Source organism: Actinokineospora sp. NBRC 105648 (assembly GCF_030269645.1).
GTDB lineage: Bacteria > Actinomycetota > Actinomycetes > Mycobacteriales > Pseudonocardiaceae > Actinokineospora.
Genome location: NZ_BSTR01000067.1, coordinates 1 through 16541, shown reverse-complemented (window position 1 = coordinate 16541; position 16541 = coordinate 1). Strand labels below are relative to the sequence as shown.

The 16541-nt window shown below is 71.7% G+C and carries 14 protein-coding genes; 3 read left to right on the top strand and 11 right to left on the bottom strand.

Annotated features, from left to right (window positions below; translation table 11 throughout):
* Window positions 1–115: 115 nt before the first annotated feature.
* Together QSK30_RS33870 and imuA' are read right to left on the bottom strand one after the other, a co-directional pair.
* Entirely contained in the window at window positions 116–1672 is a 1557-nt protein-coding gene (locus QSK30_RS33870) for a DNA polymerase Y family protein (protein WP_285509329.1), read from the bottom strand.
* A 37-nt stretch (window positions 1673–1709) separates the two neighbouring features.
* Complete coding sequence (gene imuA' / locus QSK30_RS33865; protein ID WP_502871929.1) at window positions 1710–2426, bottom strand: DnaE2-dependent mutagenesis accessory factor ImuA'; 717 nt, start codon at window positions 2424–2426, stop codon at window positions 1710–1712.
* A gap of 316 nt (window positions 2427–2742) precedes the next feature.
* Here imuA' and QSK30_RS33860 point away from each other — a divergent pair, with 316 nt between their 5' ends.
* Entirely contained in the window at window positions 2743–3492 is a 750-nt protein-coding gene (locus QSK30_RS33860) for an acyl-CoA thioesterase (protein WP_285509287.1), read from the top strand.
* Between the two features lie 45 nt (window positions 3493–3537).
* Here QSK30_RS33860 and purH read toward each other — a convergent pair whose 3' ends face one another.
* The 8 genes from purH to QSK30_RS33820 all read right to left on the bottom strand — a co-directional run bounded on the left by purH (window position 3538) and on the right by QSK30_RS33820 (window position 12339).
* Window positions 3538–5109 carry a bifunctional phosphoribosylaminoimidazolecarboxamide formyltransferase/IMP cyclohydrolase gene (purH, locus tag QSK30_RS33855; protein WP_285509285.1) on the bottom strand — a complete coding sequence of 524 codons (1572 nt, stop codon included), beginning with the start codon at window positions 5107–5109 and terminating at the stop codon, window positions 3538–3540.
* Window positions 5106–5735 carry a phosphoribosylglycinamide formyltransferase gene (purN, locus tag QSK30_RS33850; RefSeq protein ID WP_285509326.1) on the bottom strand — a complete coding sequence of 210 codons (630 nt, stop codon included), beginning with the start codon at window positions 5733–5735 and terminating at the stop codon, window positions 5106–5108. Before purN ends, purH begins: the two co-directional genes overlap by 4 nt.
* A 50-nt stretch (window positions 5736–5785) precedes the next feature.
* A complete protein-coding gene (locus tag QSK30_RS33845) occupies window positions 5786–7150 on the bottom strand; it encodes a cell division protein PerM (RefSeq protein ID WP_285509283.1) in 1365 nt (454 codons plus the stop codon).
* A 150-nt stretch (window positions 7151–7300) separates the two neighbouring features.
* Window positions 7301–7969 carry a DUF5336 domain-containing protein gene (locus QSK30_RS33840; protein WP_285509281.1) on the bottom strand — a complete coding sequence of 223 codons (669 nt, stop codon included), beginning with the start codon at window positions 7967–7969 and terminating at the stop codon, window positions 7301–7303.
* Window positions 7970–8130: 161 nt separating this feature from the next.
* The gene (gene sucD, locus QSK30_RS33835; RefSeq protein ID WP_285509279.1) at window positions 8131–9018 is read right to left on the bottom strand and encodes a succinate--CoA ligase subunit alpha; all 888 of its coding nucleotides are present in this window, start codon (window positions 9016–9018) and stop codon (window positions 8131–8133) included.
* A 2-nt stretch (window positions 9019–9020) separates the two neighbouring features.
* Complete coding sequence (gene sucC / locus QSK30_RS33830) at window positions 9021–10190, bottom strand: ADP-forming succinate--CoA ligase subunit beta (protein WP_285509278.1); 1170 nt, start codon at window positions 10188–10190, stop codon at window positions 9021–9023.
* A gap of 101 nt (window positions 10191–10291) precedes the next feature.
* A complete protein-coding gene (locus QSK30_RS33825) occupies window positions 10292–10558 on the bottom strand; it encodes a hypothetical protein (protein ID WP_285509276.1) in 267 nt (88 codons plus the stop codon).
* Window positions 10559–10563: 5 nt separating this feature from the next.
* On the bottom strand, window positions 10564–12339 hold the full coding sequence (locus QSK30_RS33820; RefSeq protein ID WP_285509274.1) for a hypothetical protein: 1776 nt from the start codon (window positions 12337–12339) through the stop codon (window positions 10564–10566).
* A 1453-nt stretch (window positions 12340–13792) separates the two neighbouring features.
* Here QSK30_RS33820 and QSK30_RS33815 point away from each other — a divergent pair.
* Window positions 13793–14611 carry a M23 family metallopeptidase gene (locus QSK30_RS33815; protein ID WP_285509272.1) on the top strand — a complete coding sequence of 273 codons (819 nt, stop codon included), beginning with the start codon at window positions 13793–13795 and terminating at the stop codon, window positions 14609–14611.
* A gap of 181 nt (window positions 14612–14792) precedes the next feature.
* On the opposite strand, the gene QSK30_RS33810 is transcribed toward QSK30_RS33815, so the two are convergent.
* Window positions 14793–15092: a hypothetical protein gene (locus QSK30_RS33810; protein ID WP_285509270.1), complete on the bottom strand. Its 300-nt coding sequence runs from the start codon at window positions 15090–15092 to the stop codon at window positions 14793–14795.
* A 102-nt stretch (window positions 15093–15194) separates the two neighbouring features.
* Between QSK30_RS33810 and QSK30_RS33805 the strand changes: the two genes are divergently transcribed.
* Window positions 15195–16355, top strand: a complete 1161-nt coding sequence (locus tag QSK30_RS33805) for a serine hydrolase domain-containing protein (protein WP_285509268.1) — start codon at window positions 15195–15197, stop codon at window positions 16353–16355.
* Window positions 16356–16541 lie beyond the last annotated feature (186 nt).

The window sequence follows — 16541 nt, the reverse complement described above, 5'->3', positions numbered from 1 at the left end:
CAACCCAAGACGCATCACCCAGGTAAGCGGTTCTCCGGAGACCGCCGTTGCTCAGGGATCAACTCGGCCAGGTCGATCAGATCCACCCAGTCGGCGAACTCTTCATCATGGATCATCAGTCGTACACCCCTTCCACGGACCACTTCTCGTTCTCCCGAACGAGGAGCAACGCCTCTTGACTGTCCTGTTCGGACTTCTCCGCCAGCAGCACCTGCAACCGGGCCCGCCGCCGCCCCGCCCCCAGCTCCCACCACCGCTCGTCCGCGGGCCACGGCCCGGCCCAGGCCACCACCCGTCGGACGGCGCCCGCGATGGTGACCTCGTCGGGCTGGCCGCTGAGGACGAACCGGCCGGTGACACCGACCTCGGCCCCGTCGCGGTCGACCACCGAGACCACCACCGGCCGCTGTGGCACCGTCGCCGGGGACGGCGTGGGTAATCGCCCCGGCCAGGGCCGGGCGGGCGGCGCGGCCGGGGTGCGTTCGTCGCCCCAGGGCACGAGGGTGACCTGGTCAGCGGGGCCGCGCCCGCCCGCGAGGACCGGGGTGAGGACGCCCTCGGGGCCGAGCAGGCCCTGGACGTGCACCATCGCCCGGGCGGCGCGTTCGGCCTGCTCGTCGTGGCCGCCCTGCCACAGGCCCAGCTGCAGGGCGTGCCCGTCGACCATCTCCTGCGGCTCGAGCCGCAGGACGGTGATGCCCGCCGACGGGCGGCGGGAGCCGCGCAGCCAACCGTCGAGCTGCCAGCGGACGCGGTCGGCGATCCCGGTGGGGGTCAGCGGTTCCGCGCAGCGCCACACCCGGCTCAGCTCCTCACCGTTGCCCGTCGAGGCGTGGATGGCCAGGCGGGTGCAGGCCAGGCCGTGCACGGCGAGCCCGGCGTGGAACCGCTCGCCCAGGCCGCGGGCGGCGAACGCGGCGGCGTCGACCCGGTCGATCGGCGGGTCGGGGGTGTGGGTGACGGACAGGTCGACCGGCGGGCGCCTGCGCGAGGGCGGGCGCTGCTCGAGACCGCGGGCGAGACGGTGGGCGTGCCCCGCGTCGGCACCGAAGCGGGAGGTGACGTCGACCGGGTCGAGCGCGGCGAAGGCACCGAGGGTGCGGATGCCGAGCCTGCGCAACAGGTCGACCAGTTCGGCCCGGTCGGCCGCCCCGGTGCCGCCCGCGAGCTCGTGCACGCCCAGCGGCGCCAGGAACTCCGCGCTGCGCCCCGCCTCGACGACGAGGCCGCGGCGGGCGGCGAGGGTGGCGGCGAACAGCCCGTCGGCGATGCCCACCAGCGACTCGGCACCCGCCCGGGCGGCCACCTGGTCGATCAGCCGCTCGGCGGCGGCCGCCTCGGTGCCGAAGTAGCCCGCCGGGCCGCGCGCGGGGACCGCGACCACCCCGGGGCCGACCACCTCGACCCCCACGGCCAGCTCCTCGACCGCGGCGGCGACCGGCTCGAACAGCCGGGCGTCGCGGTCGGGGTCGTCGGGCAGGACGGCGATGTCCGGGCAGCGCCCCTGGGCCTCCCGGCGGCGCATGGCCTGCTGGACGCCCTCGGTGCGCGCGGGCGCGTTGACCGCCACCACCCGGTTCGCCGAGACCACGACCGCCGGGGTGCCCACGGCGAGCCCGGCGGCGGCGGTCGCGGCGACGACCGGCCAGTCGGGGCACCAGAGGACGAGCAGACGGGTCACGGCTTGCTCCGGGTCAGATCAGGACAGATCAGGACAGGTGGGATCGGGAAGGGCTTGCTTGTTCGAACTTATGTTCGAACGGAAGGGCCGTCAAGGCTGCGTGGGGACTACCACCCTGGAGAGTGAACGGCGCCCGCGACGGCCGGGCCGCGGCACCGCGACCACGGGCGAGGACGTCGACCTGGCGCGCCGACAGGTGCCCGTGACCGACGCCGAGACCCGACCACCGACCTCGCGCGCAGGTGAGCTCGATGTCGGCGCCCGGCCAGCTCCCACCGAACGGGAGCAGGACCGCGCCGCGGTTGCGGGCGCGGGCGGAGAGCCTGCGGGCGTGCGCGTCGCCGACCCGGTCGACGGACATCGCGACCAGGTCGAACCCGTCGAGCAGCGCCGCGACGACCGCCGGGAGGTCGACGCCCGGCCGCGGCACCAGCGCGAGCCGGTCGACGGCGATGCCGAGCTCGGCCGCCGCCACGATCCCGAGGTCGGGGAGCCCCACGACAGCCACCCAGGAACCGTGCGCGCTGGCCTCGGCGAGCAGCGACAAGAGGAGGGCGGCGGAACCGCGAACCGCCACCGTGCCGCCGCGGCGAAGACCTCCCCACGGGAACAGCTCGGCCAAGCCCTCGCGGACAGGGAGAACTCGGGGACCGGTCTTCTGCGCGAGCGCAGCCTCGAGCTCCGCATGGGATTTGCGCGGGCCCTTGCCCGACAGGCCCGGCTCCCGCGCCGCCGGGGACGTCACGCGTCGCCCTGACAGAGGACGGGGTGGTCGCCGACTGCTCCCGAGTACTTCCCCGCGCCGAGAGCAGCCAGCGACCACACCACCGCACACCTCCCTCGGTTGTCACGCGTACCGCTCGTTACGCGGAACAGCCGTGGGGAGCCGGCGGTCCGGGGTGTCCAACCACCCCGTCGAACGTGTGTTCGATGTGGACAGACTACCTCGCCGGAACACGGTGTCAACCGGAGGTGGGGCGCACGTCATAGTGTCCGACCAACCCGTACTTCACCCGCTACTGTCAGCTCAGTTGCTTTGAACTACTGATGAGGGGGCGGGCATGACGGCACTGGCCGGAGTCGAGCGGATCGACGCCAGCTGGCGGTCTTGGACGGGGGCGCACGGTGGTCTCCTGGCAGGCATCGTCCTGGACCACGCGGGCCGCCAGGTACCCGGACTGCCCGCGCGCGCCCTGCACGCCTCGTTCCTCAACGCGGTGCGGACCGAGGAGGTCCAGGTCGCCACGGAACTGGCGAAGACGGGCCGCACGAGCTCGACCGTCCTCGGCAGGCTGCACGCCGAGGGTAGGACCACCGTCCTGAGCACCGCGACCTTCGGCACCGCCGCGACCGGTCCGAGCACCCCGGCCGCCACCCGGCCCGCTGTCCCCACCCCGGACGAGCTCGACCCGTTCACGCTTCCGGTTGATCTGGTGCCGTTCGCCCAGCACCTGGAGTTCCGGCCCGTGGGGCCGTTGCCGCTGATGGGTGGTGACGTCCCGGAGTTGGTGGCGTGGGTGCGGATGACGACACCGCCCACCCGCCCGGAGGCCGCGGCGACGGTGCTGCTCGATGTGCTCCCGCCCGCGCTCTACGCGGTGCGCACCGCACCGGTGCCGATCCCGACCGTGGAACTGGCGGTGCACTTCACCGAGGCGGCCCACGACTTCGACGCCACCGACTGGGCACTGGCCCGGATCCGCACCGAGCACGCCGACGCGGGCTGGTGCGTCGACGCCAGCGAGGTCTGGCGCCGCGACGGCCACCTCATCGCCACCGCCCGCCAGACCCGGCGCGTCCTGACCGGCTGAGGACCGGGGCCGCCCGGGTGCGCGGGCCCCCGGGCGACCCACGCCCTAGTGCGCGAAGTGCCGCGTACCGGTCAGGTACAGCGAGATCCCGGCGGCCTCGGCGGCCGCGATGACCTTGCCGTCGCTCACCGACCCACCCGGCTGCACGATCGCGCGGACCCCGGCCTGGGCGAGGATCTCCAGGCCGTCCGGGAACGGGAAGAAGGCGTCGGAGGCGGCTACCGAGCCCGGCGCCCGGTCGCCCGCCCGGGTGACCGCCAACCGGGCGGCGTCGACCCGATTGACCTGGCCCATGCCGACCCCGACGCTGGCCCCGTCGTGGGCGAGCAGGATGGCGTTGGACTTGACCGCGCGGCAGGACCGCCAGGCGAAGGCGAGGTCGGCCAGCGTCGCGTCGTCCACCGCGGGCCCGGTCGCCAGCGTCCACTTGGCCGGGTCGTCGCCCTCGGCGCCGATGGTGTCGGCGGTCTGCACCAGCAGCCCGCCGGACACCGGTCGCAGCTCGGCCCCCTCGCGGCGCGGCGGCTCGGCGACCAGGATGCGCACGTTCTTCTTGCGGGCGAGCACCTCCACCGCGCCGTCGGCGTAGGCGGGCGCGACGACGACCTCGGTGAAGATCTCCGCCACCTGCTCGGCCATCGCCACGCTGACCTCGCGGTTGGCCGCGATCACGCCGCCGAAGGCGCTGAGCGGGTCGCAGGCGTGCGCCTTGCGGTGCGCCTCCGCGATGTCCACATCGGACACCGCGATGCCGCACGGGTTGGCGTGCTTGATGATCGCCACGCAGACCCCGGCGTGGTCGTGCGCCGCGCGCCAGGCGGCGTCGGCGTCGACGAAGTTGTTGTACGACATCTCCTTGCCGTGCAGCTGCGTCGCGGTCGCCAGCCCGGTGGACCCGTCGCCCTGCACGTAGAGCGCCGCGCGCTGGTGCGGGTTCTCGCCGTAGCGCAGCACGTTCCGCCGCTGCCAGGTGGCGCCGACCCAACCGGGGAAGCCGGAGCCCTCGTCGTCGGGGGCCAGGACGTTGCCGATCCAGGACGCGACCGCCACGTCGTAGGAGGCGGTGTGCCGGTAGGCCGCGGCGGCGAGGGACTGCCGGTCGGCCAGGGTGAACCCGCCCGCGGCGACCTCGGCGAGCAGCCAGCCGTAGCGGGCCGGGTCGACGACGACGGCGACGCTCGCGTGGTTCTTGGCCGCCGCGCGCACCATCGCGGGACCGCCGATGTCGATCTGCTCGACGCACTCCTCCGGTGACGCGCCGGAGGCGACCGTCTTCACGAACGGGTAGAGGTTGACCACGAGCAGGTCGAACGGCGCGATCTCCAACTGGTCGAGCTGGGCCACGTGCGCCGGGTCGCGCATGTCGGCCAGCAGGCCCGCGTGCACCCGCGGGTGCAGGGTCTTGACCCGGCCGCCGAGCGACTCGGGGAATCCGGTGACCTCCTCCACCGGCGTGACCGGCACGCCCGCGTCGGCGATGGTCTTCGCGGTGCCACCGGTGGAGACGATCTCCACCCCGGCCGCGTGCAGGCCGGTGGCCAGCTCCAGCAGTCCGGTCTTGTCCGACACGCCGATCAGCGCGCGGCGGATGGGCCTGCGCTCGGCAGATTCGGTCACGGGATGCTCACCTTTCGTCCGTCGACGGTGTAGCCGTGGCGGGCCATCCTGGCGACCACGTCGACCAGGAGCCGCCGCTCCACCGCCTTGATCCGTTCGTGCAGGCCCGCCTCGTCGTCACCGGCGGCCACCGCGACGGCCTGCTGGGCGATGATCGGGCCGGTGTCCACGCCGCCGTCGACCAGGTGCACCGTGCTCCCGGTGACCTGGACGCCGTGGGCGAGCGCGTCGGACACCGCGTGCGCGCCGGGGAACGCGGGCAGCAGCGCGGGGTGGGTGTTGATCACCCGGCCGCCGAAGCGGGCCAGGAAGGCCGGGCCGAGGATCTTCATGAAGCCCGCGGAGACCACGAGGTCGGGCCGGTGGGCCGCGACCGCCTCGGTGAGCGCGGCGTCCCACGCGGCCCGGTCGGGGTGGGCGCGGACGCGGACGGCGAACCCGGGCAGTCCGGCGCGCTCGGCGCGGGCCAGGCCCTCGATCCCCGTGCGGTCGGCCCCCACGGCGACGACGCGGGCCGGGAACACCGGGTCCACCGCCTCGTCGAGCAGGGCTTGCAGCAGGGTGCCCGACCCCGAGACCAGGACGACGATCCTGGCAGGCGCGGCGGGCGGGTACTGGGCGCTCAGCGTGGTCTCCTGCGGGAGCCGGAACGGGATGCGCCCAGCGTATGCGGTCGTCAGTCGATCTTGCTCGGCGCCCCGGGCCCCGACTCCGGCTCGGGGTCGGACGCCTCGTCATCGGCAGGCTCGCCGTCGGCTTCCGGCTCAGCCTCGGTCGCTTCCGCGTCCTCGACTCCTGCTGGTTCCTCGGCCTCTTCCGCCTCTTCCGCCTCTTCGGACTCGTCGTCTTCTTCCGGTTCGACAACCACTTCCGGCTCCACAATCTCGAGCACCGGTTGCGGCCCCTGTGTCCACGCCACTATCGCGCCCGGTAGCGCTACCCACACCACCACGGCCAACGACACCCACGCCGCCCTGAGGTCCAGCGGGTGGAACGGACCGCCGCCCAACGCCCCGCCCGCGCTCCCGCCCAGCACCGCGAACGCCAAGGCCACCACGACGGCCGCCACCGAGACGGCGCGCAACCGTCCTCTTGGGGACTCGTCGGCGTCCCGCAGCACCCAACCCACCAGCACACCGACCGCGGCGGGCAGCAGGAGCAACAGCCACCACCACAGCTGGCCGCGTTCCGGTAGCGCGCCCAGCAGCGGTAGCGCGGGAACCGGGCCGCCCGCGAAGTCCAACGGGGACACCGTTACCGAACCCAGGGAAAACCCCGGCCCCGCCGCGAACCCGGTAGCCGCAACGACCGCGTTGGGCAGGTAACCCAACGACAGCAAGAGCATGCCGATAGCGCTACCGGCACCGTCTCCGAGGAATAGCTGCTTCACTGTCCCGAACGACAAGACCAGCGCGAGTACGAGCACCGCGCCACCAACCGCCAAGAGGGCGACAACCGCCAACGCACCGGCCCGGATTCCGCGCAGCGCCAGCGGATCCACTCGGGCCGAGACCAACGCCCACACCCCCGAGGCGGGCAAGACCCCGGCGATAGCGGCAAGAGCGGCCAGCAACGCCGGGTAGTACAAGCCCGCCAAGGGGTCCACGGTCACCGGGCCGCCGGAAACCAGCAGCGCCAAGGCCAACCCCACTACCGCGTGCGCACCGGCGACCGTCAGCACGACGCGGCCAGCTTCACGGAGGGTGCTTATCTCCAAGCGCTCAGCCGCACCCGCGGCCGCGCGCCACACCAAGACCATCACCAACACCGTTGGCAGCAACGGCAAAGCACCGAGCTCGTGCCCATCGATGCGCACCGGAACCTGGTAGGCCGCGAGCCACCCCGGCACCGCGGCGGTGAGCACACCACCGGTGGAGAAGTGCGCGCGGGCGGCGATCGCGGTGACCAGCGCGAGCACCGCGGCCACCGCGGCGTAACCGGTGAGCACCGGTCCTATCGCGACTACGGCCAACACCTTCGCCCGCGTGGCCGGTGCGACGACCCGGTCCTCGTCCGCCGCCAGCAAGTCGGTGTGCGCCATGGCCCCACTCTGGCACCCGGGCCCGCCCCCGGCGGTCAGGCACGCCGCCGTCATACCTTCCGGTGAACCGCGGCACACAGCACAACGGCGGGGTGGCACCGGATCCGGTGCCACCCCGCCGTTGTGGAGGTCGTGGAGGTCGTGGAGGTCTCAGCCCTGCTGCTGCGGGTACCCGCCCGGCGGGGTGCCTGGCGGCGGCAGCGGCGGCTGGCCGAACTGGCCCGGCTGCGGGGCGTAGGTGGTCTGCTGGCCGGTGGGCGGGACCGGCGGCTGGCCGTAGCCGGGCTGCTGGAACTGCCCCGACGGCGGGTTGTAGCCGCCCGGCTGGCCGAAGTGGCCGGGGTGCTGGTGCACGCGCGGCTGCGGCGGCTTGAGCACACCCGACTCGTAGAGGAACGCCACCACGGCGCCGATCGACTGCAGCAGGCCGAAGATCAGCACCATGATCCCGCCCGCCTTCGTCTCGCCGTCGGCGGCGAAGACGCTGAACAGGAAGGAGAGCGTGACGCCCAGGGTGACCGCGACCGAGAGGATGCCCGCCTTCTTGTCACCGGGCAGCACCGCCTGCAACGCGAGCAGCCCGCCGACGAACAGCAGCCCGGGGATCCAGCCGACGAAGCCCTCGTAGAAGCTCGAGGTCCCCGACAGCGGCGCGAAGCCGAGGAACAGGTTGAGCGTGCCGAGGACCGCGACCACCAGGTGCAGCGTCTGCGCGAGGGTGAAGCGGGGGGCCACCGGGGGCGGTGGCCCGAAGCCCTGCGGTGGCTGCTGCGGTCCTGGCCCCGGATATCCGCCCGGTGCACCGCCTGGGTAGGTCATCGCGTGCTCTCCTCAGCGACGAAGAAATATCAGAGCCAACGAAAACGCTAGCCCATCCCGACCATTCGACGCGCACCGGTCGTGACCGGTTCCCGTTCGGGTGAACAAGCGTGGGGCCGGACGCTACACCAGCGCCCGGCCCCACGCCCCGCTCAACACCCTCAGTGCGCCTGGAACAGCTCCCGCGCCAGCGCGGCGGTCTCCGACGGCGTCTTGCCGACCTTGACCCCGGCGGCCTCGAGGGCCTCCTTCTTCGCCTGCGCGGTGCCCGCCGAGCCCGAGACGATGGCGCCCGCGTGGCCCATGGTCTTGCCCTCGGGGGCGGTGAAACCCGCGACGTAGCCGACGACCGGCTTGGTGACGTTGGCCTGGATGTAGGCCGCGGCCCGCTCCTCGGCGTCGCCACCGATCTCACCGATCATCACGATCAGCTCGGTCTCCGGGTCCGCCTCGAACGCGGCCAGCGCGTCGATGTGCGTGGTGCCGATGATCGGGTCGCCGCCGATGCCCACCGCGGACGAGAAGCCGATGTCGCGCAGCTCGTACATCATCTGGTAGGTCAGCGTGCCCGACTTGGACACCAGGCCGATCTTGCCCGGGCCGGTGATGTCGGCCGGGATGATGCCCGCGTTGGACTTCCCGGGGCTGATCAGGCCGGGGCAGTTCGGGCCGATGATCCGGGTCTTGTTGCCGGTGGCCACCGCGTGCGCCCAGAAGTAGGCGCTGTCGTGCACCGGGATGCCCTCGGTGATCACCACGGCCAGGCCGATCTCCGCGTCGATCGCCTCGAGCACGGCGTCCTTGGCGAACTTCGGCGGCACGAAGATGACCGACACGTCCGCGCCGGTCTCGGCGATCGCCTCCGCGACGGTGGCGAACACCGGCAGCGAGTGGCCCTCGATCTCGACCTTGGTGCCCGCCTTGCGCGGGTTCACCCCGCCGACGATGTTGGTGCCGGACTTGAGCATCCGCGCCGTGTGCTTGGAGCCCTCGGAGCCGGTGATGCCCTGGACGATGACCTTGCTGTTCTCGGTCAGGAAGATAGCCATGATCAGACCCCCGCAGCCGCGAGCTCAGCAGCCTTGTCAGCCGCGTTGTCCATCGTGTCGACAACAGTGACGAGCGGGTGGTTGGCGTCGGCCAGGATCTTGCGGCCCTCGTCGACGTTGTTGCCGTCCAGCCGGACGACCAGCGGCTTGGTGGCCTCGGCGCCGAGGATCTCCAGCGCCGCGACGATGCCGTTGGCGACCGCGTCGCAGGAGGTGATGCCGCCGAAGACGTTGACGAACACCGACTTCACCGACGGGTCGTTGAGGATGATGTGCAGGCCGTTGGCCATCACCTCGGCGGACGCGCCGCCACCGATGTCGAGGAAGTTCGCGGGCTTGACGCCCTTGTGCTTCTCGCCCGCGTAGGCCACCACGTCCAGGGTGGACATGACCAGGCCCGCGCCGTTGCCGATGATGCCGACCTCGCCGTCGAGCTTGACGTAGTTGAGGTCCTTGGCCTTGGCCGCGGCCTCCAGCGGGTCCTCCGCCTCCTGGTCGACCAGGTCGGCGTGCCCGGGGTGGCGGAAGCCCGCGTTCTCGTCCAGGGTCACCTTGCCGTCGAGGGCGATGACCTTGTCCTGCGGGTCGCGCACCAGCGGGTTGACCTCGACCAGCGTGGCGTCCTCGCTGACGAAGGTCTCCCAGAGCTTGACGATGACGTCGGCGGCCTGGTCGGCCACCGCGGCCGGGATCTTCGCCTCGGCGACGATCTCCCGCGCCTTGGCCAGGTCGACACCCTTGATCGCGTCGATGGCGATCTTGGCCAGCGCCTCGGGGCGCTCGACGGCCAACTGCTCGATGTCCATGCCGCCCTCGGCCGAGGCCATGGCGAGGAAGGTCCGGTTGGCCCGGTCGAGCAGGAAGGAGAAGTAGTACTCCTCCGCGATGTCGGAGGCGACGGTCACGAGCACCTTGCGGGTGATGTGGCCCTTGATGTCCAGCCCGAGGATGGCCTCGGCCTTTTCCTGCGCACCGGCGGGGTCGTCGGCCAGCTTGACGCCACCGGCCTTGCCGCGGCCACCGGTCTTCACCTGGGCCTTGATGACGACGGTCTGACCGAGCTCCTCCGCGATGGCGCGGGCTTCCTCGGGGGTGCTTGCCACGTCGCCCGGCAGGACCGGGACCCCGTGGGCGGCGAAGAGATCCTTCGCCTGGTACTCGTACAGGTCCACTCGACAGTCTCCTGACTACGGTGTCGACGTGCTGCTGTCGGACGTCACGGAACCCTAGCGACGTGGGATTGGGGTTGACACGTCGCACCCGGTGAGGTGGGTCACGACCGGCGGTGAGTTCGCTCACCGGCGGCGCCGACGGCCCAGGCCAGGGCATCCTCGGGTCCGATCACCGCGATGTCGGGAGCGTCGGCGAGGGCGAGCAGCCGGGTCACCCCATCGTGGTCAGTGGGCGTGATCACAGCGTCGACGTCCTCTTGTAGAGCGGTACTCACAAGCTGTCGGGGATCGACGTCACCGAGGTAGACCACTTCGACACCGGAGTCACGCAGTTCGCGCGCGAGCGCTTGGGCATCGGCAGCGAGCACGACCCTCACCGACGGGCCCGCGACCCGACCGCGACGAGCGCGCTGACGACGAGCGCGGCCACGCACGCGAGTGAGAGCCACATCCCCGGTCCGGGGCCGGCCCCCTCGGCGCGACCGGCGGTGAGCGGGTACTCGAGCAGGCGCACGGCGACCAGGCCCGCGGCACCGAGGAGCAGTGCGGCCGCCCGGGGCGGGCGGGACACCGGGGCGATCGCGGTCGCGACCAAGACCACCAGGACGGCGATCAGCAGCCCCCAGGAGGCGAGCCGGAACTCGCTCCAGATACCCGGCGGCACCAGTTCGGGGGCTTTGACCGCGGGCAGCCCGAACGCGCCAACGGCGAACAGCGCGGCGGCGGCCAGCGGCCCGGAGAGGGCAAGGTTGGCGCGCCGTTCGGTCAGGTCGACGTCGTCGCGCTCGGCACCACCGGCGAGGGCGGCGGCCACGGCGGCGGCGATGGCCAGGACGAGCGCGGCACAGGCGAACCAGACACCCGCACCGATCCGCACGGCGGCGCTGACACCCGTCGCGGTGAACGCGGCGTCCAAAGTGGACGCACCGGCGAGCGGCACGGCGGCCAGGGCGACGGTGAACGCGGGGCGCACGGAGCTCGCGGCCCTGGGCACCAGCAGCGCGACGGCGAGCGCGAGCACGAGCAGACCGGCCGGGATGAACAGGCGGTTGGAGTAGGTGACGGGCTGTTCCAGTCCGTCGGTCACCACCAGCTGGGCCCCGAACGCGGCGACGAGCGCGGCGACGCCGGTGAGGACACCGAGCACACCCGCGACCCGGTGCACCCGCCCGGACTCCAGGCTCACCTCGGCCTGCTCAGCGGGCGGGGCCAGCCGACCGAAGAGCCAGACGATGGCGGTGAGCACGGTCAGACCGAACACCGCGAGGTACGGCCCCGGGGCTGACCCGAGCCGGTCGACGGCCAGCCCGGCCACGATCTGCGGCACGGCGACCGCGGCGACCGCGAGCGTCGCGCCCAACAGGACACCGCGAGCGACCGAGGGCCGGGCGGACCCGGCACCGAACACCGCCGCCACGGCGGTGGCCACGGCGAGGGCGAGGGTGCCGTAGCGCAGCAGTCCGGGGTTGTCGACGACGTTGCGCGCGAGCTGGTAGGCGTCGGTGGAAGTGAAGGGGGACAACAGGAACCCGACGGCGGCGGTGGTCCCGGCGATCAACGCCACCAGCAACGAGGTGCCGCGCGCCCGGGCCGAGCGGTCGTCGGAGTGGTCGTCGAACTCGGCGGCGTAGCCAGTGGCGGACTCGGCACCGGCCCGCCCTGCGGCGAGCAGGCCCGCGGCGCCGACCAGGACGTGACCGGCGAGCAGCAGCCAGAGACCGGCGGCGGGAGCGAGCGGGGCCAGGCTGGTCGGGACCATCAGTTCCGGCCGCGAAACCAGGAGCGGGTCAACGAGCAGCTGGGTGTCGACGAGGAGCCGACCGGGCGCGATCAAGGCGGAACCGACCAGCACCCCTGCGGCCACGACCGGCTTGCGCACAGCGAAGAACCCGGCGGCGACGAGCGGTGGGAGCAGTGCCAGCACGACCAGCAGCGGCATGGACGAGAACCCCGGGGCCGGGGAGTCCCGGAGCAGACCGACCACCGGACCGGCGATCAGCAGAGCGGCACCGAGAACGGCGAGCCCGAACCCGATCCGCAGCCGCGGTGGGCTCTCGGCCCACCCGATCCGCTGCTCGGGCACGGGTCCGTCCGCGGCGGCCACAGCGGCCGCGGAACGGGTCGGCGGGGTTCGGGTCCGCGAAGTCATCGCGGGCAACGCTAGCAACCCCCTGCGGCAGCTGCGGGCCCGCCGGGGCGGCGTCGCGTGGAGGAGGTGGTGTTTGTGCAGGTCAGAGGGTTTCGCAGGGGTAGAGATTGGGAGAAAACAGCCGAAACCCGCCGCAGCCTTCGTGGCGCGGCGATTCGTGGTGGTGGTTGTGGGGTTGATGGCGAGTGGATTGACGTGTGGCTGGCGGGTGATCGCCAGCGCTGGCGCCGAGCCGAGCGAGTTTGACCGTGGACCCGCGACCACGAGCTGCAACGGCGCGCGGGTGCTGGCTGAAGAAGTAATGGATGACCGGCAATAGCGGGCGGCGGGCGGCGTCGGTCGCCTGCTGGACGTGGCCGCCCGGAGGGAGCTGGCTGGAGGTAGCCGACCAGCGTTGACCAAAGTGGCTGGCCGGAGGTGGCAGCCGGTTGGCCACTGGCGGCAGCGATGGCTGCCGAGGCCGTCGAGTCGATGGCCGCCGGTCGATGGGGACGACGACCAGTGGCGGCAACTAATAGGTGCTGGTGGCGACAGAAGGCAGCAGCCGGTGGCAGCGGCCGGTGGCAGCGGTGACCGCAGTTGTGGCCGCTGGTTGCGGTGATGGCCGCTGGTTGCGGTGGGGGCGGCTGTCAACTGTGGTGGTTGACGGGCGGTGGTGGCAGCCAGTCACTGGCGGCTGGTGGAGGTGAGGGCCACCAGCTAGTAGCCCCAGTAGCCCCAGTAGCCATGTGGCGGACTGCTCGCCGGTCATGGCGGATCACCGGCCACCGATGGTCAACGGCGGGCGAGACCGGCGGCCAGTTGGTGGCGGTGGGCGTGGCGGCCAATGGTCGTGGGCAGCGATCAACGGTGGTGACCAGCGCTGTGGATGTTTCATGGCCGGGTGCGCCGTGGTTGGCGCCTCGCGATCGGTGCGCTGTGGCTGCGGACCAGTGCCGACAGCCGACGAGATCGTGCAGTAGTTGGCACCCGGGGGGCTGCGGGGACCGGCGTTGAGAGCCCTGGTTGACCGTCCGGGGTGTGGCTCGTGTGGCGGGTGTCGTGCGTGTGGGTGAACCTTGGAAGGTCACGCCCGTCGTGACCTGGGCAGCATCCGGTGACCCGCGCCGTGACGCGTGGGACGTGTGTTGGTTGCCACCCGGATGGCCGATTGAAACGAGATGCAAGTCACACTAAGGGTGTGACCTCGACTTAACTTTGCGTGATAGTCGCTGGACATCAACTTGGAGCGGGGCTGAGGATGATCGGAAACGGGTGAGCGCTGTTGCCTGCCGCGCTTTCTGCCCGTTACTGTCCCCGGGTCCGTTGTCACAGTCCGGTCACGAATAGGACAGGGAAGGCATCCAGCTCCACGCCTGCCCGATCCGGGTCCCCCGCCCGGTGTCCGACACCGACGCTCGTCCCCCGCGAGCGGGTGTTCGAGCCGGACTCCCCGAAGGCGGAAGGCTAGGTCTTGTCCCGACATCGTTCCACCGGTGAAGAGCAGGAGTTCACCGCGCTGGATGAGGCACTCGAACGCGGCGCACGCCGTGCCAAGGGTGCCCATCGCATTGCTCCGCCCTCCAGTGCCCTGCGCGGCCGGGTCGTGGTGGCCGCTGTCGCGGTCGGCGCGTTCGCCGCCGCCGCCGCAGGCCAAACGCTCCAAGCGACCGCGGGATCCGCGGACGAGATCGTCCCGCTGAGCGGCACCCGCGAGGCCTCCGCCTCACTCGGCATGGGCGGCGACGTGGCTCCCCCGGCCACCGCCACGCCCGAGCTGCTCTCGGTGGTCAACGAGGCCGATGGCTCGCTCGAGGCCCAGAAGATGGCCACCTCGGAGCGCGTCACCCAGGCCCGCAACGCCAAGGCCGCGCAGGACCGCGCGAAGCAGGAAGAGGCGGCGCGGCCCAAGTTCATCAAGCCCACCCAGGGCACGTTCACCTCGGGCTTCGGCGCCCGCTGGGGCGTCACCCACTACGGCGTGGACATCGCCAACAGCATCGGCACGCCGATCGTCTCGGTCGCCGACGGCACCGTCATCGAGGCGGGCACCGCCAGCGGTTTCGGCCTCTGGGTACGCGTGCAGCACGAGGACGGCACGATCTCGGTGTACGGCCACGTCAACGACTACGTCGTCCGCGAGGGCCAGAAGGTCAAGGCAGGCCAGCTGATCGCCCACCTGGGCAACCGCGGCCAGTCCACCGGCCCGCACCTGCACTTCGAGATCTGGGACGCCAGCGGCCGCAAGATGAACCCGCTGCCCTGGCTCAACGCTCGCGGGATCAACCTCTGACCTCATCGCCTCGCTAGTGGGTTACCTCCTCTGGTCGCGGTCCAAACACGGTCTCAGCTCCAGGTTCAAGCCCGGTCGGTCGACCCGAGGCTGAACGGTGTGGTCGTCCCCAACGACCACGGCGGGCCCCCACGCGCGCCGGGCGAACGATCTCACGGCGCTATGCCGCGCGAGAACCGATTTACGGCGGGCGCGCACGCGGCTCGTCGACGGGTAGCGAACGCACGAAGTACGCGCCCGCGACTCGCCACACGGTGCAGCCCACCGGGTAGCGCGGGCCCGCTCGCGCCAGGCGCGGCCGATCGCACGCCGCGCAGTGCCGCCGCTGCGGCAGGTGCAAGCCGAGCAGCACCCGCCAGGCCGCCACGAGCCTGCGCAGCTCCACCGCCACCGCGTGCTGCTGCCGCGCCGCGAGCCGCTCGACCGAGTCGAAGTAGCGGCCGACGGCCTCGGCGAGCAGCCGGTGCAGTCGCTGGTCCACGTGTTCCATCCCCCCTCTGGCTTGGTGGGAGTAGTGAACCGCAGGGGTACGACAATTTCTCGAACGGGAGTTCGAGGTCGGCGATCGGGCTGGGTTGCCCGCATGAGTGGACTGTCGCAGGCGGGGCTGGACCGGTGGCGCGCGACGATGACGGCGCACGTCGAGCGCGGTTCGGTGCCCGGACTGGTCGCGCTGGTCAGCAGGAACGGCGAGACGCACGTGCACACCGCGGGCCTCCAGGAGGTCGGCGGCGTGCCGATGGCCCGAGACACGATCTTCCGGATCTCGTCGATGACCAAGCCGGTCACCGCGGTCGCGGCGATGATCCTGGTCGAGGAGTGCAGGCTGCGGCTGGACGATCCCGTCGACGACCTCTTGCCGGAACTGGCCGATCCACAGGTCTTGCGCTCACTCGACAGCCCGGTCGACGACACGGTCCCCGCGCGCGGGCCGATCACAGTGCGGCACCTGCTGAACTCGACGTTCGGGCACGGCCTGATCATGGCCGCGCCGGGCACGTACCCGATCCAGGACGCGCTGGCGGAGCTGGGGCTGACGCCCGGACCACCGGCGCCCGCGTCCACACCGGACGCCGACGAGTGGTTGCGGCGCCTGGGTTCGGTGCCGTTGCTGGCGCACCCCGGGGAAACGTGGCGCTACGACACGGCCTACGACGTGCTCGGGATCTTGGTGTCGCGGGCCGCTGCGCAGCCGTTCGAGGAGTTCTTGCGGGAGCGGGTGTTCGAGCCGCTGGGGATGGTCGACACTGGATTCTTCGTGCCCGCGGCCGACCTTTCCCGATTCGCTACCGCGTATTCAGGGGACTCGGTGTTCGATCCGCCTGCGGGGCAGTGGAGTTCCGCGCCGGCGTTCTTCTCCGGGCGCGGCGGACTGGTGTCTACTGTGGACGACTATTTCGCCTTTGGGCGGATGATGTTGGACGGCGGGGTGTTGTCCCGGTTGTCGTTGCGGACTATGACGATGGATCAGCTGAATGCGGGGCAGAAGGTCGGCGGGGAGTTGACGCCGGGGTTCTTCAAGAGTTTCGGGTGGGGGTTCGGGGTTTCGGTGGTGACTCGGCAGGACGCGGTGGACAAGGTGCCGGGGCGGTTCGGGTGGAGTGGCGGGTTCGGGACCTCGTCGGCGATGGATCCGTTGTGCGGCATGGTTTCTGTGTTGATGTCTCAGCGGGCGTGGGAGTCGCCTGGTGGGCCTGATGTGTATCGGGACTTCTTGACTACTGCTTATGCTGCGGTGGAGTGACTTGCGTCTTGCTCGGGTTCTGGATTTGCTCGGGTTCTGGGTTTTGCGGGGTTCGGGACGGCAGGTTCAGACGGTCGTAGCATGTGATCTTGGTGTTCGGTGAGGAAGGATTCCCTGTCGTGCGCAGGATGTTGACGTTGGCTGATCGGGAGGAGATCTCCCGGGGCCTGGTGGAGTTGTTGGAGT

What these genes read in the sequence shown, in the direction of transcription:
- QSK30_RS33805 (WP_285509268.1), top strand. Translation starts at nt 15,195, where the DNA reads ATGAGTGGACTGTCGCAGGCGGGGCTGGACCGGTGGCGCGCGACGATG.
- QSK30_RS33840 (WP_285509281.1), bottom strand. Translation starts at nt 7,969, where the DNA reads ATGACCTACCCAGGCGGTGCACCGGGCGGATATCCGGGGCCAGGACCG.
- QSK30_RS33845 (WP_285509283.1), bottom strand. Translation starts at nt 7,150, where the DNA reads ATGGCGCACACCGACTTGCTGGCGGCGGACGAGGACCGGGTCGTCGCA.
- QSK30_RS33860 (WP_285509287.1), top strand. Translation starts at nt 2,743, where the DNA reads ATGACGGCACTGGCCGGAGTCGAGCGGATCGACGCCAGCTGGCGGTCT.
- sucD (WP_285509279.1), bottom strand. Translation starts at nt 9,018, where the DNA reads ATGGCTATCTTCCTGACCGAGAACAGCAAGGTCATCGTCCAGGGCATC.
- QSK30_RS33820 (WP_285509274.1), bottom strand. Translation starts at nt 12,339, where the DNA reads ATGACTTCGCGGACCCGAACCCCGCCGACCCGTTCCGCGGCCGCTGTG.